The sequence below is a fragment of the Prochlorococcus sp. MIT 1327 genome (genome assembly GCF_047304785.1).
GTDB lineage: Bacteria > Cyanobacteriota > Cyanobacteriia > PCC-6307 > Cyanobiaceae > Prochlorococcus > Prochlorococcus marinus_D.
On the sequence record NZ_CP138972.1, the window covers coordinates 2,088,801 to 2,109,704 of the forward strand.

Consider the following 20,904-nt stretch of genomic DNA (forward strand, 5'->3'; position numbering starts at 1 on the left):
CATCAATTGAAGCTGATTCTCGCTGGCCGCAGCACAGCGCGCTGACAGCTGTTCAACACTCCCTCAAGGGCATCGCCGACGACCATCCCATACTGCGCTGGCAGGGGGCCCCATACGATGGCCGCGTCAAAACATCTTTGCCGGTGCCCCTGCGTCTTCTCCTCGTCCGTCATGGGCTGAGCAGCTTCAACCGCGAGCGACGGATTCAGGGTCGCAGTGATCTTTCCACGCTCACCTCGCAAGGCCAAGAACAGGCCCGTCAAACTGGACAAGCCCTGAAAGAAATCCAAATCAATGCTGTTTACAGCTCCCCTCTGAAGCGTGCCGCATCCACAACAACAAACCTACTAGCAAGCAAAGGCAGTGATCTCAGGCCTTGCTTCGATGATGGGTTACTGGAAATCGACCTGGCTCCATGGAGTGGTCTCTGCAGCGATGAGGTAAAGAGCATGTTCCCAGATGCCTATCGCACCTGGAAGCAACAACCACAGGAATTGGTTCTCAAGCGAGAAGACGGCAATCCCTATAAACCCATTGGCGAGCTGATGGAACAGGCTCGTGAATTCCTACGGAAACTCATTCAACGTCACCCACTGGAGGGTGACGAAACAGTTCTGGTTGTTTCGCACAATTGCATCCTGCGCTGCTTAATCCTTGTTCTCCTTGGTGAGCCAAACCAAGGCTTGCGACGACTGCGCCTCGATAACGCCTCACTCTCGGTGTTCAACCTGATACCCCTCTCAGAGCAATCCCATCAAGCACAAGTCGAATGCCTCAACAGCACCGTTCACTTGCATCAGCAACTACCCAGCAAAGGGAAGGGTCCGAGACTGATCCTTGTGCGCCATGGTGAAACCGACTGGAACCAACAAGGCCGGTTCCAAGGCCAAATCGACATCCCGCTGAATAAAAATGGCTTCGCGCAAGCCGCCGCAGCCGGTGCATTCCTAAGCGATGTGTTGATCGATCAGGCCTACAGCAGTTCGATGACCCGACCAAGACAAACGGCGAAAGCCATCCTCAAGCACCATCCAGATGTCCAACTCGAAGTCACCCAGGGGCTGGTGGAAATCGGCCATGGCCTTTGGGAAGGGAAGCTGGAATCAGACATTGAAGCCGGCTGGCCTGAACTGCTAGACGCCTGGAAACAAGCTCCGCAGACGGTGCAGATGCCCGAAGGCGAAACCATCCAGGATGTATGGAAGCGTTCAGTGGCCTGCTGGAACAAGATCGCCAACAGCCTGGCTCCAGAAGCAACAGCGCTCGTGGTGGCTCATGACGCTGTCAACAAAACGATTCTCTGCCATCTACTCGGAATGACCCCGGCTGATATCTGGGCAGTCAAACAAGGAAATGGAGGTGTCACGGTGGTCGACATCGCTACAGATCCCGGCCAACCTGCAGTGGTGACCTCTCTCAACCTCACCTCTCACCTTGGTGGTGTGCTCGACCGCACAGCTGCTGGGGCGCTCTAACGTGATGCCCGGGGCACAACTTCTAGACCCCATAAGGATCCTGCACGGGTCGGATCAACCTGTCGTTGAAGATGCTGTGCTGATCAGAGACAACCATCTGATCGCCTTTGGAGCGAAGGCACGTATACAGGCGCAACAGCTCGGGTTGCCCCCCAAATCAGCCAGCCAACAACTACTCGCCCCCTGTCTTGTAGACCCCCATTCCATCCTTGAAGATCCAATCAGTGGTCATTGCGAAACCCTTGCAAGCCTGAGACATGCAGCTGCTGCTGCCGGTTATGGCCAACTAGCTCTGCTACCCCGCAGTTCCTCCTGGCGTGATCGCCCCGAAAGATTGCAGGGATTTTTAAATCCAAATAGCGATGTCGACATTCACTTGTGGGGCAGCTTTAGCAGAGATGGTGCCGGCAGCGAACTATCCCCCCACGCGGATTTAGTGCAACACGGAGCCGTAGGACTGGCAAACGACGATCTAATCCTGCCGATCGCTCTCCTACAGCGAGGACTGGTGCTAGGCGAAATGGGGTCAGCCCCTGTGTTAATCGCCCCCAGAGATGAAAAAATTCAAGGTGGCGGGATGGTGCGCGAAGGCGTTGAAACACTACGAGCGGGCTGGGCACCTGACCCCTTCGCCAGCGAAACCCTCCCCCTGGGACAACTTCTCGAACTTCATCGGCAGCACCCTGAACGTTCCCTAAGACTGATGAACCTGGCCACTGCCCCTGGAGTCGCCATCTTGGGGTCCTGTCCCTCCCGGCCTATGGCCAGCGTGTGCTGGTGGCATCTGGTGACTGACCAAAGCAAACTTGATCCCACAGAGCTTGGATGGAGGGTCAGCCCATCTCTTGGCAGTCCTAGAGATCGAGCCGCCTTGATCAAGGCCCTCGCCAATGGCACCCTCACGGCCGTGGCTGTCCATGCCATACCCCTGGATGAGGAAGATACCCAACTGCCTCCCAATCAACTTGAGCCTGGCCTGGCAGGCCATCAACTCGTGCTGCCTGCGCTTTGGCAAGAGCTTGTGGTCAAAGCTGGTTGGTCTGTACAGCAGCTTTGGCATGCTCTGAGTTTTGGACCGTCAAAAATGCTCAACCTGCCCGAAGAACGCTTGACCGTTGGCAGCCGGCGCTGGCTCATGTTCGACCCTGATCAGCTCTGGATCCAAGATCGACACAGTGATGATGCCCCCAAAGCCGCTAATCAACCCTGGCAGGGCTGTCAACTGCAAGGCCGTGTCGTGGCATGTGGACTCAGGGAATAAGTGAGCCGAAACGATCAAAAGGCCAAAAACGCCATAAGGCACGCCCTAGGATCTCTTTCTCAGGCAGAAATCCCCAAATTCGTCCATCAGAGCTACTGCTTCGATTGTCACCTAACACCAAGACATGATCCCTAGGAACAGTCGCGATAAATGGTTTACATGACCCCCTTCCCTGCATTGCAATAGGGCAATAGTTAGTCACATAGGGCTCCTCAATCTTCTTTCCATTCACACTCACTTCTCCTCTTAGATTAATGGAAAACTGATCTCCACCCACAGCCACAACACGCTTGATATAGGCATCACAGCCAGGATTATTTAGTCCAATCCAGTTCATAAAGGGAAGGTTGACTAGCAAGCAAGGAATTGCGATCTCACCATCACGCAAACGACGCCTCTCGAGCTGCTTAATTAATTTTGAATTAAAAGAAGAAGGAGTATTGAAAACCACAATCTCGCCTCGACGTGGAGATCGACTGCGAAGGCTGACTTTCTCAACCAGCAAACGATCCTGGACTTGCAGCCCTGGGATCATCGATTCAGAGGGAATGTATCTCGCCTCAGCGACGTAATGACGAATGCCGAAATACAGGCCCAAAGTGAAGAAGACTGGTCCCCAGAAATCCCAAAATGGATGAGGTTTAGAGGTTGATGCTCCCCGGGGAGCAGACGCCTTATCGTTTGTGGGATGGTCCTGCTTCTGCGCGTCAGACAACTCAGCCCTGTTATGAATTCGATGCTTAACGATAAGGCCAGCCTGTCCGGCCCCTTAGCGTGATCAAAGCAACCTCAGCCCATGGTGCGTCCCCGCTGGCAAGGGTTGAAACCCTCCCCCTCGCGTAAGTTCTGGCGGCGCTGGGATCAGGTTTTGGCGCTAATCGCTGCCACCAACTTGAGTTGGATCCTCTTCGACGTTACCTACATTCCGCTACGCAATTTCTGGTTACACCGCAATCTCTATCTCCTGCCCTCGACATCGTTGATGGTGCCGTTGCCATGGGTGCCGAACGTGACGCCTTTCTATGACGTTGTTAAAGGCATCAAACCGCATAGAGACACCCAGATTTATATCAAACGTTTCAGCCAACTCGATCAAACCGCAGCAAGGCAAGGAATCAATAGTCCTGCTTCACAACAACTACGCCTTAATCAAGTCGAGCTCACGACTCAACTGATCGATGAGAATCCGTTCGTCAGCTCTGGCAACGTAGGCACCCTTGAAAAACTAAAAAGCCTACTGCGTGCAAGGGCTGGGATGGATTCCTCCAAGCAGGCAGCCGCCCATCTCTTGGGAAACAAATACCTCAACAACCTCGATTGGCAGCAAGAAAGACTGTTCTGGACCGAGAAGATTCTTCCCCTGATCGCCACCAACTATTGGCGATCGATCAACGAAAACGGGCAGCCTGTTGACTATGCCTGGCGCCTCGACACTCCCTTCCAACTTCTCTTTCTCCTCGACATCCTTCTAAGGGCTATGCGCCTGAAGCGTCGCTTCCCCGGCATTAGCTGGCGAGAGGCCCTGCTTCGACGATGGATCGACCTGCCTCTACTCCTCCCATTCTGGAGACTCTTGCGGGTAGTGCCCGTTACCGAGCGCCTATCCAGCGCTGGGCTCATTCAGCTGGAACCTTTGCGCGCTGTCATCAGCAGGGGCGTCGTAGCCCTATTAGCCCTGGAGCTGTTTGAAGTTCTCACCTTACGCATCGTGGATGCGATGCAAGAAATCATTCGCTCACCACATCTGCCGCAACGAATCCGCAGTCTTTGTAGTCATCAATCAGTGGACAAGAACGAAGAACGTGAACTAGCCGAATTGCTTCGGCTCTGGCTACCGCTAATCCTCAGTGAGGTAGCGCCAAGCATGCGCCCCCAACTTTTGGCACTCTTTAGTCACGCCTTGCAGCGAAGTATGGATGGCGTGATCGTACCCCCTCCACTCAAAGGGCTTGCCGTCATTGAAAAGGCCGAATCGGAACTAAGCCGGCAACTCGCAGCCGGAATGATCGATACATTTCTGCAGCTCTCTCGCAATGCCGGCGACCAACTTGGCCGCAAGGATATGGTGCTAGAGCAACTAGGAGTCGATACTATTGATAGCTTCTGGGAAGAGCTCGCTCGCACCCTCGAGCAGGGACCCGTTCTCGAACGTAGTCAAGAACTAATGGTGGCCTTCCTTGAAGAGTTCAAGCGCTCCAGCTTCCGCCAGCTCAGAGAACAAGGTGGGGTTAATGAATTGATCAGTGAGATCGATGGTCTTAACTTCAGCGAGGCGAAAACGACAAGCCAAAAGCAAGAATATGGCAATAAAATAACACTATAAGATATCACGCAAGCTACCATTAGAAGAAATCCAAAGAAAGCAAGAGCCTGAAATACATAAATAAAAGAAAACGAAATAGCGATAAGATAAACGGCCACAAAGATTACAATTGCCTCCGCATTTAATATTGCATAGCGAACCCTCAGCGACTTTAATCTCTTGACTTTTGGGCCTGATACGGATCCACTTAATTGAACTTCTTTGAAAAAACTTGCTGCTTTATCTAGAAATATCCAACACAAACCATCTCCTTCCACCAGCATGAATAGATAACAAACCCTATCCTTTACAGGCTGCCATCAACTTGCAGATAAAGTAGATAAATACTTAGACAAGGCCATTATATTCGCGCACAGGGATGACTCATGGCCCGTAATACACCTGCTATGGCAGTCAATCCCCCAGGAACAAACAATATACGAATCATCCTTCAGGCTATTGATTACTGGCTTTTACAAATTGCGAATAGCAATAATCGCACGTCCATCGTTCGCGATCTCTTTTGTCATTTTCCCTTTAGCAGCCCTACAAAAAATTCATCGCATCAAAACAACATTTATTTTTGCCGAAATATACTCCTATTTCTAAGGGTTTACGCTTCAAGGCAGCAACACCTCAGCCCAGACATCCGGCTTAAAGCCCACCAATACACTGCCATTTTCAGTGATCAAGAAAGGACGTTTAATCAACTTGCCATCGGAGGCAAGTGCATCGAGCGCCTCGTCATCGCTCATGGCCTTGACTGCATCCGCGCCAAGCGAGCGATAACTTACACCACTTGTGTTGAAGAGAAGTTTGCGGCTTGCTAACTGCTTACTGGCGCCACGAAGCATCTCTCGACTAGGAGGTGTCTCAACGATGTCGAAAAGATCATGCACAATTTGATGCTCCTGCAGCCAGGTCAAGGCCTTCCGACAAGTAGCGCAGCGCGAATAGCTATAAATCCTTATTGAGTTGAGCATGATTTAACTGGCCAGCAAAGAATGAACTCGTTCAATCAAGCGATTAGGGTTCATAGTTACTTTTTCAGCTTAACCTGCGCAGCTTTGGCGCAGGTCTCCAACAGAGGCTCAACAGCTTCTGAATCTCTCCAGCCACCGATATCAACAACTCGCCCCTCAAGATTTTTGTAAGTGCGGAAGAATTCAGCCACATCCTCCAGTTGACTGGCTGAAATCTGCCGAATGCTGCTGATCGACCGTTGACGGGGATCAGCAACGGGAACACACAACAACTTGCCGTCATAAGCCCCGGAATCATGCATATCAAGAACCCCGATTGGTCGTGCCCTAATCAGACAGCCAGCAAATGTGGGTTCCTCCATGATCACCATTGCATCAAGAGGTGCACCATCTTCAGCAAGGGTGTTGGGGATGAAGCCGTAATCAAACGGGTAGCGAACCGAGGAATGAAGAACCCTATCGAGGGCCATCACACCAGCCTCATCGAAATATTCGTACTTGTTCCGGCTTCCCGCCGGAATCTCCACCAACAGGTTGACCAACCCGGGTGAAGGAGATGGGAGTAGAGAGCTTAGATCCATCTTTCTCCAAGGCTGTGGGAACCATGCTTTCCCTCCCCGCAGACCGATCTGTCAAAACTGCCGCGAGGGGTACTCCAACGGTTGCGATGGCAATAGTCAAACCCAGCAACGCAATCGAAGGCGCACTCAAACTGAAAGGATCTTCAGGATCTGGTCCAATGAGACCAGAATCATGATGTGATCTGGACGACTCCTCACCCTTAGACGAGGGGCTTGCAACTGAGGCTGGGTCAGGATCCATGCAGGGGTGGTTTAGAACGACCCGGTGTAAGGGATAGCATCAGCCACCTTCATCGGGGCGATTTCAGGGTCTGGGCAAGCCATTGCCGGAAACCGCTACAAAATATTCTGTCACCGAAAGAGACGTTATGCAGCAGGACGATCCTGCCGCTCCCGATGAGCGGCCAAATCTGACGGTGCATCATTCAATCCATCAAGCTGTGACCTAATCGCACGCAGCTCCTCAAGGATTGATCCAAGAACCTGTTGCGTTGCTGTTGAGGGGGAATTAAGAACCTCAACAGTGACTTCTTTGATCCTTAAAACATCCTTTGCGAAACGGGCGACTTCATTTGGATGAAAAAGAAGGGGATCTTTCTGATCGCTTCGATACTCAGGATTGAGCTTGCGAGGATTAAACGAAGGATTGAGGTTGCGTGGATCTGTATTTGTGTAGCGATACACCGAAGCCCTTGAACGATTCAAAGACTTCTGAACGTCATCGATCCCAACAAGCGCATCAGATTGAGCCATCACAGCATTAATATCTTTGCTTAAATCTGAAGAAGGGCTGGGCAGAGGAGAATCAGAATTGACCGAGCCATCAAACATGAGATCTACTACCCGCTTCTTAATGTTGCGCGACATTAGCAGGTGAGACTCATCTCGTACAGGCCGATTCGGCGCCTTGAGACAGTTTCGCGATCGGCTTTTTAGACCGCGGATGGTAGCTTCCCCGATCCACTGAGGTCCGATTCATGCGCGTCTCCCGCCTGATGCTGGTGACGTTGCGCGACATACCAGCTGACGCGGAAATCGCCTCCCATCAATTGCTGCTCAGAGGGGGATATATCCGTCGTGTGACTTCAGGCATTTATGCCTACCTACCCCTGATGTGGCGGGTCCTGCGCAAAATCACAGCGATTGTGCAGGAGGAAATGGATGCCACTGGTGCTCTGGAGACCTTGTTACCTCAATTGCAGCCTGCAGAACTCTGGCGGCGTAGTGGCCGATGGCAGGGGTATACGGCCGGCGAAGGCCTGATGTTCCACCTTGAAGACCGCCAAGGACGAGAACTCGGACTCGGCCCCACCCATGAAGAGGTGATCACAAGTCTTGCCGGAGACCTGCTGCGCTCATATCGACAGCTTCCTGTAACGCTCTATCAGATCCAAAGCAAATTCCGCGATGAGATCCGCCCACGTTTTGGCCTGATGCGCGGCCGCGAATTCATCATGAAGGACGCCTATTCCTTCCATTCCTGCGAAGCAGACCTCGCCATGACCTACAGAGCCATGGATGAGGCCTATAAACGAATCTTCTCCCGTTGCGGACTCGAAACCGTCGCCGTGGAAGCCGACAGCGGAGCCATCGGTGGAGCCTCGTCTCAAGAATTTATGGTCACAGCGGATGCTGGCGAAGACCTGATCCTGATCAGTGGTGATGGCCTCTACGCCGCCAACCAAGAAAAGGCCGTCTCTCATCCACCAAAAGCCATCCCCCTGCCTGCTTCAAAAGTTGCCTTGCTTGATACACCCGAACAGGGAACGATCGAGACACTGTGTACCGCCCAGGGCCTTGTTCCGTCTCAAGTGGTGAAGGTGCTGGTCATGCTGGCCCGCATCGAAGATGGTGAACTTCAACCAGTCCTTGTAAGCATCCGAGGAGACCAGCAACTCAATGAGGTAAAGCTGATCAACGCCCTAAGCAGGGAACTAAACAAGGGGGTGCTCGATGTGGCCCCCATCAGCGCCGATCAAATCACTGCACAAAAGCTTGAAGCCTGGCCCTTTGGGGCGATAGGGCCTGACCTAGACGATGCCCTGTTAAGCGGAGCCACAAGCTGGACAAAACATTTCCTACGCCTAGCTGACCCGACAGCTACTGAGCTGAACTGTTTTGTCTGCGGTGCCAATCAAAGCAATCAGCATCGAACTGGCATGACCTGGTCAAAACTCGGGGAAGTGCCCAAAAGCGTCGATCTACGCAAATCGCAGGCTGGCGATCGCTGTATCCATGACTCCAGCCAGATTCTGGAGGAGAGAAGAGGCATTGAGGTAGGACACATTTTCCAATTAGGTCGCAAGTACTCAGAAGCCCTAGAGGCCTGTTTCACCAATGACCAGGGCACTCAGGAGCCTTTCTGGATGGGGTGTTACGGCATCGGGATTTCCAGACTTGCCCAGGCCGCTGTGGAACAACACCATGACGAAGCTGGCATGAATTGGCCTCTAGCTATAGCCCCATTTGAGGTCATCATCGTGGTAGCCAACATCCAGGATGAGGTTCAGCAAAAGCTGGCCGAACAGCTTTACAGCGAACTACAAGCAGCTGATATCGAAGCGCTACTTGATGACAGGACTGAACGCGCCGGCGTGAAATTCAAAGATGCTGATCTGATCGGTATCCCTTGGCGAGTCGTGGTTGGCAGAGATGCCGTCAAGGGGCAGGTGGAACTGATTCAAAGATCCAGCCGCAAGGTTCAAATACTTTCTGCAAAACAGGCCTTTACCGCACTGGTTAAAGAGATAGCAGCGAACCAAAACACAAGGGTCTGACCAGCCATTTAAAATTCTTGGGAATGGAATGAACCGGATGACTACTGCCTTGCATCACATGGCCAAGCAGTTGATGCGGGCAGGATTGGCAATCTGCCTTGTCCTTTGCCTGATGCTCACAGCCAACGGAAGCGCCAATGCAGCCGAGATCCAATTGTCCGGAAACTATGTAGACGACACAGTCAACGTGGCTCACAACCTGCAAGACGCAATCGCCCTGTCCTCGGACGACGAAGGCTTTTCAGCAGCGCAAGAGGAGGCTCGTGACCTGAGCTACAACTACATCGCCCGATATCGGCCTCGCTCCAAGGTGAATAACCTGCAGTCCTTCACCACCATGCAGACAGCCCTCAATTCTCTAGCTGGTCATTACAACAACTTCGCCAACCGCCCCCTACCGGAAGAACTTCAAAATCGGATCACTAAAGAACTTGCCAAGGCAGAACAAACTGTATTAAGAGGCAGATAAATCAACTGCTAGGTAATCACTGTTTGACTTAAGGCAGGGATATCTGGGAAGATCCCCGTTTGTGAATAACGGCGGCTTCGGGCCGCAGTGTCCTTGGCCAATGTTGTCGTCATCGGTGCGCAGTGGGGTGACGAAGGAAAAGGCAAGATCACCGATCTCCTAAGCCGTTCAGCTGATGTTGTCGTCCGCTATCAAGGTGGCGTCAATGCCGGCCACACAATCGTTGTGGATGACCAGGTGCTCAAACTGCACCTCATTCCCTCAGGAATCCTTTACCCAGAAACAATCTGCCTCATCGGCTCTGGCACAGTCATCGATCCCAAAGTGATGCTCAAGGAGCTAGACATGCTGCTTGAGAACAGCATTGATATCTCAGGTCTTCAACTGGCGTCGACTGCCCACGTAACGATGCCGTATCACCGCCTCTTGGATGAGGCGATGGAGCAACAACGTGGCGATCAACGTATCGGCACTACTGGACGGGGCATCGGTCCCACCTATGCCGATAAATCCCAACGCAACGGCATTCGCGTACTGGATCTTTTAGATAGCCAACGACTACGAGAACGACTGCGTGGCCCTCTACAAGAAAAGAATCGTCTACTCGAACAAATTTATGGAGTAGCACCACTTGACTCAGAGCAGGTCATCGAGGAATACCTCGGCTATGGCCAAAGGCTTGCTCCACACGTTGTCGACTGTATTCAAACCATTCATCAAGCTGCCCGCAGCCGCAAAAACATTCTTTTTGAAGGAGCTCAAGGGACCCTTTTAGACCTTGATCACGGCACCTATCCCTATGTCACCTCCTCCAATCCAATCTCAGGCGGTGCATGCATCGGAGCTGGAGTCGGACCCACGCTGATCGATCGAGTGATCGGTGTTGCCAAGGCTTACACCACCCGTGTAGGAGAAGGTCCTTTTCCTACAGAACTGGAAGGAAGCATCAATGAACAGCTCTGTGACCGGGGAGGTGAATTCGGCACCACCACAGGCCGCCGCAGACGCTGCGGCTGGTTCGATGGAGTCATTGGTCGTTACGCAGTAGCAGTGAATGGCCTGGATTGCCTGGCGATTACCAAACTCGATGTGCTTGATGAGCTCGACGAAATCCGAGTGTGCGTGGCCTACGAACTCAATGGTGAACGAATTGAACACTTCCCTAGCAGCGCAGAAGACTTTGCCCGCTGTCATCCAATCTTCGAGACCCTGCCAGGCTGGCAATGCTCCACTGCAGACTGCCGCCGTCTTGAAGACCTACCAACCACAGCGATGGACTATCTGCGCTTCCTCGCCGACCTGATGGAAGTGCCGATTGCCATCGTCTCCCTAGGTGCCAACCGTGATCAAACAATCGTTGTAGAAGATCCGATCCACGGTCCCAAACGGGCTCTCCTAAGCGCCTAAGCCCTTCCTCAAAACAGTTGGTGGACGGGGATCGATACTTCTGAGGTTTCCCATGCATCCCTCCATGGCTATCCCCAGGTTCAGTGATCGTCCTCTCGATGTGGTTGGAATAGGCAATGCCATCGTGGACGTGCTGGTGCAGGCAGACGATGCCTTCCTTGATGCGCACAGTCTGAGTAAAGGCAATATGGCCTTGGTGGATGAAGCCCAAGCAGAAGCGCTTTACTCCATCAGTGGACCAGGTCTAGAGACTTCAGGTGGATCGGCCGCCAACACCCTGGTAGGTCTGGCGCAGCTCGGCGGGAAGGCAGGCTTCATCGGTCGTGTCAAAAATGATCAACTAGGCAGCATTTTTAGCCACGACATCCGTTCAGTAGGCGCTCGATTCGAGACTCCACCAGCAAGTGATGGTCCTTCTACGGCTCGCTGTCTGATCCTGGTCACCCCTGATGCGCAACGCACCATGTGTACCTATCTAGGAGCTTCGGTCCAGCTGGACCCTGAAGATTTAGACCTGTCAATGGTTCGCCAAGCCAAGGTGCTCTACCTCGAGGGGTATCTATGGGACAGTCCGGCAGCCAAAAAAGCCTTCATCGCTGCCGCACAAGTCTGTCGTGATTCAGGAGGCCAAGTAGCCCTCTCTCTTTCCGATGGCTTCTGCGTTGATCGGCATCGCGACAGCTTTCTCGAGCTGGTTGATAGCCACGTTGATCTGCTGTTTGCTAACGACAGCGAAATCACCTCTCTTTACAAGAGTGTCAGCTTCGAGGCTGCATTGGAAGAAGTGAAAGGCCGCTGCAAGGTGGCAGCCCTCACCCGCAGCGAGCACGGATCTGTCGTGCTCGCTGGTGATCAACGCTGGGATATTCCTGCCTACAAACTTGGCAACGTGGTTGACACCACAGGTGCAGGTGATCTCTACGCCGGTGGCTTCCTACACGGTTACACCCAGGGAACCCCTTTGGAAACCTGTGGACAAATTGGATCCATCTGCGCCGGCCAGGTGATCACTCAACTCGGTCCTCGCTCACAGGTGTCGCTTCCGGAATTAGTAGCGAAGCATCTGAACTAATTAAAGGGCTGTTTCACCCTTCAACAGGTTCCACAGCTGCTGCTACCCAAGCAGCGTAAGGATCACTTGCAGTGGCTGACCAGTAAATCCACTCTGGGGTCTCATAGCTGTGTAACTCTTTAATCGTCTGATGCAGTGCATCCAGCTGATCCTGACTGGTCTTGATCAGCAATTGCACTTCCTGCGCTCGTTCCAGCTTCCCCTGCCAACAGTAGTGGGATTGAATCTGCTGCAAACTCACGCAGGCCGCCAACCTGCGAGCCAAGAGCTCATTGGCCAATCCCTCGGCCAGGTTTGCGTTTGCCTCTGTGGTCAACACCAAAACCAGTGTCGATGAGGATCCTCGATCAACCATGAAGACCTTTGCGAAGAACGTCAGCACAGTGGAGCTACTGGATCGGTTGAGAGCCGATTGAGCAGGCTCTCAACGCTACCGATGGCTTCTGCTGCACCGCAGGGCTGTGGCCGGGAGATCAACCAAAGGCCAAGACCCTGCTGCCGACAGATCTTGTGCCAGAGCTGCTCCGTCACCCCCCCCGACTGCCTGCAAACCACTGCTGTAATCGACCAGCGCCGGCACAAGGCTGACTCCAGTTCGCCATGAGATTGCCCCTGCAGCGGACGCACCACAGCCAGATGGTGCTCGGGCAAGCCACTCGCCAAAGCATGTCGAAGACTTTCCGGCGAAGGAAGCACACGAGCAAACACTTGAGCTCCAGCCTGACGAGCTGCCCTAACAGCCTGGCCAAGATGCCTTGCCCCAAGAGCCATCAACAATCGACTTCCTTGCAATGTTTGCCTTGCCAAATCAGCCGAGCTCGCGATCAGGGATGCTTCTCCACAACCCTCCATGGGACGCTCAAAGCGCAACAAAGGCTGAGCGAATTCCTGACAGGCCCGCTGCAGATCCGTACTGATCTTGACTGCAAAGGGATGGGTCGCATCCACCACCCAATCAAAACCTTGATGGCGATGACGAGCCTGATCAAGCACCCCGAGTATCCCTTCCACTCCGTCGAGGGGGCCCGTCCAAAGATCTTCCAAGGACAGACCTGCGTATGCCCCTGCGGCGCTAGCACTGACGACACTGACACTGACTCGCCATCCCTGAGCCACCAAAGCGGCCACCAAAACAGGTCCTTCACCAGTCCCAGATAGCAACCAGACATGCGGCTGGTCATTCCTGCAACCTTGCATCAAAATGACTCTCACTCCAAGGGAAGGACATGAACCACTGCGTACTTGAAGTGGAAGTGATCCAGGCACCAACCATTCGTTATACCCAAGACAACCAAACACCGATCGCCGAAATGGAGGTGCGCTTCGATGCACTTCGTGTCGACACTGCCCCTGGTCAACTCAAGGTGGTGGGATGGGGCAACCTTGCCCAGGATCTACAAAACCGCGTCCAAGTTGGCCAAAGGCTTGTGATTGAAGGGCGACTACGAATGAACACAGTTCCCCGCCAAGATGGCACCAAGGAAAAGCGCGCCGAATTCACGCTCGCGCGTCTTCATTCCCTCTCCGGCCAAGCTGGTCAAACTGCTAGTAGCCCAGAACGACCTACTAGCACTACAACCAACCAGACCTCACGACCTCTACCGATAGCCGAGACGCCAACACCCAAACCGGTAACAACTGCAGAACCAGAAGCTGCCAGCTGGAATAGTGCCCCACTGGTGCCAGACACCGATGACATTCCCTTCTGAACGCATTCATTACCCGAAGCTGTTCTCGTCTTCAAGGCCCTCGGCAGCTCGAGTCAACAGCTGGCCCAATTCCCTCTCCAGAGCAGCCAAGTCAAGGCGCAACTCAACCCAACGGCCACGATCAATCTGCTCCAGCAACCAAGCTCGATCAGCATCCAACTGAGTGATCAACTCAGATAAGTCGCTATCAGAGGGATGAACTGAAGCCATTTGCAACGGATCCTTACCCTCAGCCTGGAGGCTAAAGCGTCAGAATAAACGCCATGAATGATCTGTTCTCTCCAGGCAGCCTCGTCACCGTGGCAGGTGGTGTACTTGCAGTTGTTGGTGCGGTGGCCTACACAAATGGCAATGCCAACCTCAGCCTGCCAACCATCTTCTATGGAGTGCCCATCCTCATAGGAGGACTAGCACTAAAATCCTCTGAACTCCCCCCTGCTAAACGCGTCACTCCAGCCGCAGTTCTGCGTCAAGCCAGGGAGAAGGGAGCACCTGAACTGGGCAAACTCGTCTGGGATGTAACCCGCTGGCGTTATGGACAGAAAGCCCATCTTGAGACGTCCTTAGAAGCGCTCAAACTCTGGGATAAAGACAACCCCCCTCAGCTCCAAGAGATTGAAGAACTAGAAACTGCCGCGGGGTACGGCGTACGGTTGAGATTCAATCTGGGTGCTGTGCCACTCGATCTCTGGCAGGAACGCCAGGAACGATTGGGCCGCTTCTTTGCCAAAGGCCTGCACGCCGAACTGAAATCTCCAAGCGCGGGGGTTCTGGATCTCATCCTGCTGCCAATCAACAAGGATGATGAACTAGCAGGTCAAGATGGAGTCAGCTAAATCTGCTGCAGCGCTGGTTGAGCCCTGCCAAACCAACTCCGCGAGAAGGCTTACAGAGGATGACTCCCTCAGGGTTTCTGTGCTTAGCGAAGCCCTCCCTTACATCCAACGTTTTAGCGGACGGCGCATTGTTATCAAATACGGCGGAGCCGCCATGGCCCACGCCAATTTGCAGGAAGCGGTTTTTCGCGACCTTGCCCTACTCGTCAGTGTTGGAGTAGAGCCCGTTGTGGTTCATGGCGGCGGACCAGAGATCAATCAATGGCTGGAAAGGCTTGAGATCCCAGCACAATTCCGCGATGGCCTTCGCGTTACCGATGCAGACACCATGGACGTGGTGGAAATGGTCTTAGTTGGACGCGTTAACAAGCAAATCGTTAATGGCCTCAACCAACTGGGGGCCAAGGCTGTTGGCCTTAGTGGCAGTGACGGGAGTCTGGTTGAAGCCCGACCCTGGGGCGACGGCAGCCATGGCCTCGTCGGAGATGTAGCCCGAGTCAACACCGATGTACTTGAACCAATTCTCGCAAAGGGTTATGTACCAGTAATCTCAAGTGTGGCGGCCACTGTTGAGGGCTGCTCACACAACATCAATGCAGACACGGTCGCCGGTGAGATCGCCGCCGCTCTTGAAGCAGAGAAACTAATCCTGCTAACCGACACCCCAGGCATCTTGCTAGATCGGGATGATCCAAGTTCCCTTGTTCATCAGTTGCGTCTCTCTGAAGCACGCCAGCTCATCACTGAAGGGGTGGTGACTGGCGGCATGACCCCAAAAACCGAATGCTGCATCAGAGCTTTAGCTCAAGGGGTCGGCGCTGCCCATATCATCGATGGACGTGTTCCACACGCCCTGCTTCTCGAGGTGTTCACCGACGCCGGCATCGGCACCATGGTGGTCGGTCGAAGCTGAGCGATGCACGCGAATCTGGCCGAGGCTGAAGCCGCCCTCGCCCGCGGAGACTATGGCCAAAGCCTTGCTCTATTAGAGCCTTTGGCAGCAAACCATCCACTGCCCCATGCGGAGGGGGCCAGGATCAGAATGCTGATGGTTACTGCTTGGATGGGGCAAGGCGACGAGCGCAAGGCCCTCGCAACCTGTCGTCTTCTCACCCGCTGCAAAGACCTCGAACTTCGCCAGAACGCGAAACAGCTACTGATCGTGTTGGAAGCACCAAGCTTGCAACGGCCTGCCAACTGGTCGATACGCTTGCCGAACTTAAACATGACAGCCACAACGGCTGCACGCCCTGTCTCAGCCCGTCGACCTTCACTGCGGCCAGCACCGCCGCCACCGCCAGCCACCGGACCAACAAAAGCCCCCAATCTGGGCTTCTTAATCTTGGTCTTGCTCGTTCTCATCGGGTTAACCATGCTGCTCAGTGGCTTGGCCATACCACCGAGATGAGCCTCTTAAGGCCAAACGAGTGAACCCAGTAACCAGCCAAAGACTCACCAACAACCCTGACGGGGATCTGAGTTGGCCTCTACAGCAAGGCGACCCTCAGCAGCTAGACCTTGATCGCAAACGCTCCAGCCGACTCGAGGTTGGCAACCCTTGGGTAATGGAGCTGTTGAAGACCAGCCTGATCCTGCAAAACGTTCAGCTCAGACTCGGCTTCGGCGTGCTCAAAATGCCCCTCGAACGGACCTCCAACAACATCAACCATTGAAGATGATGGCCTAATCAAAGCTGAATTGGATCTGGGTCCACCGCTAAGGAAACCCCACGGGGCAATCCATTCCAAAGAGTCGATCCTGATGGCAGCGGCAAACGACTCTCCTCCGGACCATGCAATAGCAGTTGCCAACGACTTCGACCAGCGACCCGTGCAATCGGAGCTGGCGCTGGTCCTACAAGACACCAACCCTGAGCCTCACAAAGGGGTTTGATCTGTTCAGCGAGGACCGCAGCAGCTGTGGCTGTCACGGCAGCTGAATCACCTGACAAACGCAACAAACAGGCCCGGCTATAAGGCACCAAACCAGCCTCATGACGAAGACAGGCCTCTTCTTTCAGAAACTCGCCATAGCAACCATCCACCAAATGGTGAATCACAGGATGATCAGGGCAATAGGTCTGAACAAGCACATTACCTGGCCGCTCGCCACGTCCTGCACGACCAGCCAATTGCATCAAAAGTTGCAAGCTCTGCTCTCCAGCTTGTAAATCAGGGCGATGCAGCAAACCATCTGCTGCCAACACCGCCGCAAGAGTGACCCGAGGCAAATCCATACCCTTGGCCAACATCTGGGTGCCAACCAGCACATCTGCCTCCCCTGCTGCAAATTGCTCCAGTAAACGGCGATGCCCATCACGCCCAGCGGTGCTGTCACGATCGAAACGCAACAACCTCAGACCCTGAAGCTCCTCAACGAGATGCTCCATCACGCGCTGCGTGCCTGCACCGAAGGGTTTGAAAGCCTTCGATCCACATTTATGGCAACTGGACTCAACCTCAGCGCGATGGTCACACCAATGGCAACGCAACCACTGGTGCCCTTGACGACTGCGATGCACCGTAAGCGCCACATCGCAGTTAGGACACTGCACGACCTCTCCACAGCTACGACAACTCAAAAAGCTGCTGTAGCCGCGTCGTGGCACCAACACCACCGCCTGTTCACCGGCCTCAGGCAATGCCGAAAGACGTTCCATCAATGGACGGCTGATCAAGCGACGATGGCCATCGGCCAATTCCTGTCGCATATCAACCACATGCACAGGCGGTAAGGGCTGATCGGAAATGCGACGGGTCAGTCGAGCCAAGACAAGCTGGCCTTGAGGAGCGAGGTTCTTCCAGCTGACAAGCGAAGGCGTAGCGCTTCCCAGCACCACCCTGGCGCCAGTTCGCCTGGCCCTATCCATGGCCATATCACGGGCGTGGTAGCAAGGCATGGGTGACTCCTGCTTGTAAGAACTGTCGTGTTCCTCATCAAGCACGATCAAACCCAATGGTGCCAATGGCAAAAAGACTGCTGAACGAGTACCAACCACCACCAATGGAGTGGCAGCAGTAAGCCCCTGCCGCCAGGTGCTCACCCGTTCACGATCGGAACAGCCACTGTGATATTCCAGAACCTTGGTTCCGAAACGGCGACGGAAACGATCGACCAACTGAGGGATCAAACCAATCTCCGGCGTGAGAATCAAGCAATGACGACCGGCTTGCAGTTCTCTTGCCGCAAGCTGCAAGTAAACCTCTGTCTTGCCCGAGCCTGTCACCCCCCAAAGCAGCATCCCAGTGCCAAGAAGCTGGGATTGGAAAGCCTCCACAACCTCCTGCTGTTCAACAGTCAGAGACTGAGGCACCTCCAAATCCTGATCACAAGCATCTGAGCAGGAAAGCCCGTTGGAGGCATCAGTAGGTTGACGCTTTTCCCTACGAATGAGACCTCGCTTGATGAGGCCATTGACAAGACCAGAGCCGAAGCCAGCAGCCTGAAGATCCCTCTGCCATGCACCACCACCCCCTGCAGCCAAGGCCGCCTGCAAATCAGCCTGACGCTGAGGAAGATTCTGGGGATTGATCGCAGAAGATTCGAGTTGAATCCACCAGAGTCGACGGGGCTCCGCCTGATGAGACTGCCGCTGACCGAGCCAACCAGGCGGCAAAGCTGCTTTAAGCATGCGAAATGAACTGATATGGCAATGAACAGCCATCGCTTCAATCCAGCCAAACCAGAGAGGATCTACCGCCGCAGACTGCACAAGAGCCTCGATGGCCTCTAAGTGACGCGGCGGTGCTTCACTCCCAGAGTCCTGGCCACGATCAACAGGAGACGAGATCCGCCGATCCATCACGAGGCCGTGCATCCTTCGTCCCCGCAGGCGAACGACCACGAGATCCCCTAAATCCACCCCTAACCGTCTGCTGTCCACATAGGTGAAACACCGCCCTTCACGACCTGCCTCCACCCATACGTCCACCTCTGCGCAGCGTTCGGAAGGGCAGCGGGCCAGTTCAGCCGGATCAAGACTTGCAGGCGTCACAAGTTTTTTTTAGAATATGAATGTTGGACAGTCCAAAGGCTGTCGTCGGAACCAAGCAGAGTTCCGTCCAGTGGGAAGACACGAAATTCGAGCCTCTAATAGGGAACCCTCTATAAAAGTTCGGTCGGTCTGAGAAAGCCCCTGACAGCCCTGCTTTGGTCCACAAAAACATTCCCTGTTCCTTTCGCTCCAAATCAGAGCATCCCAAGTCTCAACCTGGATCACAGGATCGTCAGGCTACTTCTAGCTCAGATGATCACTTGTTTATGAGGTTCTGATCTGATGCTTTGAGCCGTCGGTGCTGCAGTGGCCACTTTTGCATGGTTTTGCATAAGCCTGGGTTCTGCTACCTCATTCCCACTTTCCTCTGTAATTCCCTCACCTGCCATGAGTCCTGCAGCCACCCAAGCAGCAGCTGCAAAGGCCAAGCCAAAAGCCTCTGCAAAGACTGCCAAACCCCAAGTGGCCAAAGGCACGGTTAAAGCCAAAGCCAAGAAAGTCAAGGCAACAACACCTAAGGCAAAGACTGCTGCCAAGCCGGTTAGCTCTGCTGCTAAAGCGTCCAGCCCCAAAGCAAAAAAAGCAAAAGCCACCCCTACCCCTACTGTCAGCAAAAACCTTGATTTAACGGCTGACCAACTTCTTGCTACAGCAGCGGCAAGCGCCCCTAAGGCCAGTGCTGAAACTGAAAGCAGCCAAGCTGCTGCTAAAGCAACCAGCGAAGCAGACGCGAAGGCCAGAGCTCTAGCCAATATCAAGATCGGTCCTAAAGGCGTCTACACCGAAGATTCCATCCGGGTTTATCTCCAGGAGATCGGCCGTATCCGCCTGTTGCGTCCAGACGAGGAGATTGAACTAGCCCGCAAAATTGCTGACCTCCTGCATCTAGAGGAACTGGCAGAGCAGTTCAATAGTGATCACGGTCATTACCCCAACAACAAGGAATGGGCTGCCCTTGTTGAAATGCCCAACATCAAATTCCGCCGTCGCCTGATGCTGGGGCGCCGAGCCAAGGAAAAGATGGTGCAATCCAACCTGCGGCTGGTGGTTTCGATCGCCAAAAAATACATGAATCGAGGCCTGTCCTTCCAGGATCTAATCCAAGAAGGCAGCCTGGGATTAATTCGTGCTGCCGAAAAATTCGACCACGAGAAAGGGTACAAATTCTCCACCTATGCCACCTGGTGGATCCGTCAAGCCATCACCCGAGCAATTGCGGATCAGAGCCGCACAATCCGTCTTCCTGTTCACCTCTACGAAACAATCTCACGCATCAAAAAAACAACCAAAGTGCTGAGCCAGGAATTTGGCCGTAAACCAACAGAAGAGGAAATTGCCGAAAGCATGGAGATGACAATCGAAAAACTTCGATTCATCGCAAAAAGTGCTCAACTACCCATCTCCCTGGAGACTCCGATTGGCAAAGAGGAAGACTCCAGACTTGGTGATTTCATCGAATCTGATACTGAGAATCCTGAACAAGATGTCGCCAAAACTCTCTTGCGAGAAGATCTAGAAGGTGTTCTCGCAACCCTCAGCCCCCGCGAACGTGATGTTCTGCGTCTGCGCTATGGCCTTGACGATGGCCGCATGAAAACCCTCGAGGAAATTGGACAGATCTTTGAGGTCACACGAGAGCGCATCCGTCAGATTGAAGCAAAAGCCCTGCGCAAACTTCGCCACCCGAACCGCAATGGTGTCTTAAAGGAATACATCAAGTAATGAATTTAAAAGTCAATCCAAAAAGGGGGCTTAAGCCCCCTTTTTTAATGCAGGCGACCAAGACCTTTCAGCCACTGATATCTTTAATTCCTAATGCCAGTAGAGCAGCGAAGATATTTAGGTTAAGGCCACGAAAAAAGCAACAAGTCTCAATCCGATCAAAGGCACTAAAAATACTTTAACCACTATGACCATTCATGTTAGGCATAGAACACCTCCATCTTTCTGATAGAAATCAAAATCTGGCCATCAAGTTAGTGCCTCCGCGTTAAATTCAATCAAGTCACTCACTAGGAACGACTTTATTTTTCAGCAT

At 53.5% G+C, this 20,904-nt stretch carries 22 protein-coding genes; 13 read left to right on the top strand and 9 right to left on the bottom strand.

All coding sequences use genetic code 11. The features are described from left to right. Positions 1–143 precede the first annotated feature (143 nt). Positions 144–1,475: a histidine phosphatase family protein gene (locus tag SIB80_RS10435; protein ID WP_063420006.1), complete on the top strand. Its 1,332-nt coding sequence runs from the start codon at positions 144–146 to the stop codon at positions 1,473–1,475. A 4-nt stretch (positions 1,476–1,479) separates the two neighbouring features. Beyond that, complete coding sequence (locus tag SIB80_RS10440) at positions 1,480–2,736, top strand: dihydroorotase (RefSeq protein WP_063419805.1); 1,257 nt, start codon at positions 1,480–1,482, stop codon at positions 2,734–2,736. Here SIB80_RS10440 and lepB read toward each other — a convergent pair. Further along, positions 2,726–3,451, bottom strand: coding sequence for a signal peptidase I (lepB, locus tag SIB80_RS10445; protein WP_063419804.1), 726 nt, complete (start codon positions 3,449–3,451; stop codon positions 2,726–2,728). The genes SIB80_RS10440 and lepB overlap by 11 nt on opposite strands. Positions 3,452–3,532: 81 nt before the next feature. Between lepB and SIB80_RS10450 the strand changes: the two genes are divergently transcribed. Continuing rightward, complete coding sequence (locus tag SIB80_RS10450; protein WP_063419803.1) at positions 3,533–5,059, top strand: hypothetical protein; 1,527 nt, start codon at positions 3,533–3,535, stop codon at positions 5,057–5,059. Positions 5,060–5,658: 599 nt separating this feature from the next. On the opposite strand, the gene SIB80_RS10455 is transcribed toward SIB80_RS10450, so the two are convergent. From SIB80_RS10455 to SIB80_RS10465, 3 genes are all read right to left on the bottom strand, one after another. Beyond that, positions 5,659–6,021 (bottom strand): arsenate reductase family protein, encoded by a 363-nt coding sequence (locus SIB80_RS10455; protein ID WP_063419802.1) that lies wholly within the window; start codon positions 6,019–6,021, stop codon positions 5,659–5,661. Positions 6,022–6,077: 56 nt separating this feature from the next. After that, positions 6,078–6,602 (bottom strand): inorganic diphosphatase, encoded by a 525-nt coding sequence (locus SIB80_RS10460; RefSeq protein WP_011130626.1) that lies wholly within the window; start codon positions 6,600–6,602, stop codon positions 6,078–6,080. 366 nt (positions 6,603–6,968) lie between these two features. Continuing rightward, complete coding sequence (locus SIB80_RS10465) at positions 6,969–7,433, bottom strand: hypothetical protein (RefSeq protein ID WP_063419801.1); 465 nt, start codon at positions 7,431–7,433, stop codon at positions 6,969–6,971. Between the two features lie 146 nt (positions 7,434–7,579). On the opposite strand from SIB80_RS10465, the gene SIB80_RS10470 reads away from it, so the two are divergent. The 4 genes from SIB80_RS10470 (at position 7,580) to SIB80_RS10485 (ending at position 12,327) form a co-directional block, all read left to right on the top strand. Continuing rightward, a complete protein-coding gene (locus tag SIB80_RS10470; RefSeq protein WP_063419800.1) occupies positions 7,580–9,379 on the top strand; it encodes a proline--tRNA ligase in 1,800 nt (599 codons plus the stop codon). A 28-nt stretch (positions 9,380–9,407) separates the two neighbouring features. Beyond that, complete coding sequence (gene psb27 / locus SIB80_RS10475; RefSeq protein WP_196757478.1) at positions 9,408–9,848, top strand: photosystem II protein Psb27; 441 nt, start codon at positions 9,408–9,410, stop codon at positions 9,846–9,848. An 87-nt stretch (positions 9,849–9,935) separates the two neighbouring features. After that, entirely contained in the window at positions 9,936–11,255 is a 1,320-nt protein-coding gene (locus SIB80_RS10480) for an adenylosuccinate synthase (protein WP_196757106.1), read from the top strand. Between the two features lie 52 nt (positions 11,256–11,307). Beyond that, positions 11,308–12,327, top strand: coding sequence for an adenosine kinase (locus SIB80_RS10485; RefSeq protein ID WP_063415586.1), 1,020 nt, complete (start codon positions 11,308–11,310; stop codon positions 12,325–12,327). Between the two features lie 13 nt (positions 12,328–12,340). Here the strand turns inward: SIB80_RS10485 and cutA are convergent, their stop codons facing one another. Both cutA and SIB80_RS10495 read right to left on the bottom strand, forming a co-directional pair. Further along, positions 12,341–12,682, bottom strand: a complete 342-nt coding sequence (gene cutA, locus SIB80_RS10490) for a divalent-cation tolerance protein CutA (protein ID WP_063398445.1) — start codon at positions 12,680–12,682, stop codon at positions 12,341–12,343. Positions 12,683–12,702: 20 nt separating this feature from the next. Beyond that, positions 12,703–13,524 (bottom strand): precorrin-6A/cobalt-precorrin-6A reductase, encoded by an 822-nt coding sequence (locus SIB80_RS10495; RefSeq protein WP_063419799.1) that lies wholly within the window; start codon positions 13,522–13,524, stop codon positions 12,703–12,705. 29 nt (positions 13,525–13,553) lie between these two features. Between SIB80_RS10495 and SIB80_RS10500 the strand changes: the two genes are divergently transcribed. Beyond that, the gene (locus tag SIB80_RS10500; protein ID WP_011130634.1) at positions 13,554–14,036 is read left to right on the top strand and encodes a single-stranded DNA-binding protein; all 483 of its coding nucleotides are present in this window, start codon (positions 13,554–13,556) and stop codon (positions 14,034–14,036) included. A gap of 9 nt (positions 14,037–14,045) precedes the next feature. Here SIB80_RS10500 and SIB80_RS10505 read toward each other — a convergent pair whose 3' ends face one another. Beyond that, positions 14,046–14,246: a hypothetical protein gene (locus SIB80_RS10505; RefSeq protein ID WP_063419798.1), complete on the bottom strand. Its 201-nt coding sequence runs from the start codon at positions 14,244–14,246 to the stop codon at positions 14,046–14,048. A gap of 53 nt (positions 14,247–14,299) precedes the next feature. Here SIB80_RS10505 and SIB80_RS10510 point away from each other — a divergent pair, with 53 nt between their 5' ends. Genes SIB80_RS10510 through SIB80_RS10525 form a run of 4 tightly spaced genes read left to right on the top strand, consistent with a single transcriptional unit; the run spans position 14,300 to position 16,545 of the window. Further along, entirely contained in the window at positions 14,300–14,872 is a 573-nt protein-coding gene (locus SIB80_RS10510) for a DUF2854 domain-containing protein (RefSeq protein ID WP_063419797.1), read from the top strand. Then, on the top strand, positions 14,859–15,785 hold the full coding sequence (argB, locus tag SIB80_RS10515) for an acetylglutamate kinase (RefSeq protein WP_063419796.1): 927 nt from the start codon (positions 14,859–14,861) through the stop codon (positions 15,783–15,785). Before SIB80_RS10510 ends, argB begins: the two co-directional genes overlap by 14 nt. 3 nt (positions 15,786–15,788) lie before the next feature. Then, a complete protein-coding gene (locus SIB80_RS10520) occupies positions 15,789–16,280 on the top strand; it encodes a hypothetical protein (RefSeq protein ID WP_063398274.1) in 492 nt (163 codons plus the stop codon). Between the two features lie 19 nt (positions 16,281–16,299). After that, complete coding sequence (locus SIB80_RS10525; RefSeq protein WP_236072640.1) at positions 16,300–16,545, top strand: hypothetical protein; 246 nt, start codon at positions 16,300–16,302, stop codon at positions 16,543–16,545. 14 nt (positions 16,546–16,559) lie between these two features. Here the strand turns inward: SIB80_RS10525 and priA are convergent, their stop codons facing one another. Then, a complete protein-coding gene (gene priA, locus SIB80_RS10530) occupies positions 16,560–18,836 on the bottom strand; it encodes a primosomal protein N' (RefSeq protein ID WP_063420004.1) in 2,277 nt (758 codons plus the stop codon). 278 nt (positions 18,837–19,114) lie between these two features. Beyond that, positions 19,115–19,342 (bottom strand): hypothetical protein, encoded by a 228-nt coding sequence (locus SIB80_RS10535; RefSeq protein ID WP_169246966.1) that lies wholly within the window; start codon positions 19,340–19,342, stop codon positions 19,115–19,117. On the opposite strand from SIB80_RS10535, the gene rpoD reads away from it, so the two are divergent. Next, on the top strand, positions 19,254–20,588 hold the full coding sequence (gene rpoD, locus SIB80_RS10540) for an RNA polymerase sigma factor RpoD (protein ID WP_063419794.1): 1,335 nt from the start codon (positions 19,254–19,256) through the stop codon (positions 20,586–20,588). The two genes, SIB80_RS10535 and rpoD, sit on opposite strands and share 89 nt — an antisense overlap. Positions 20,589–20,904: the final 316 nt, after the last annotated feature.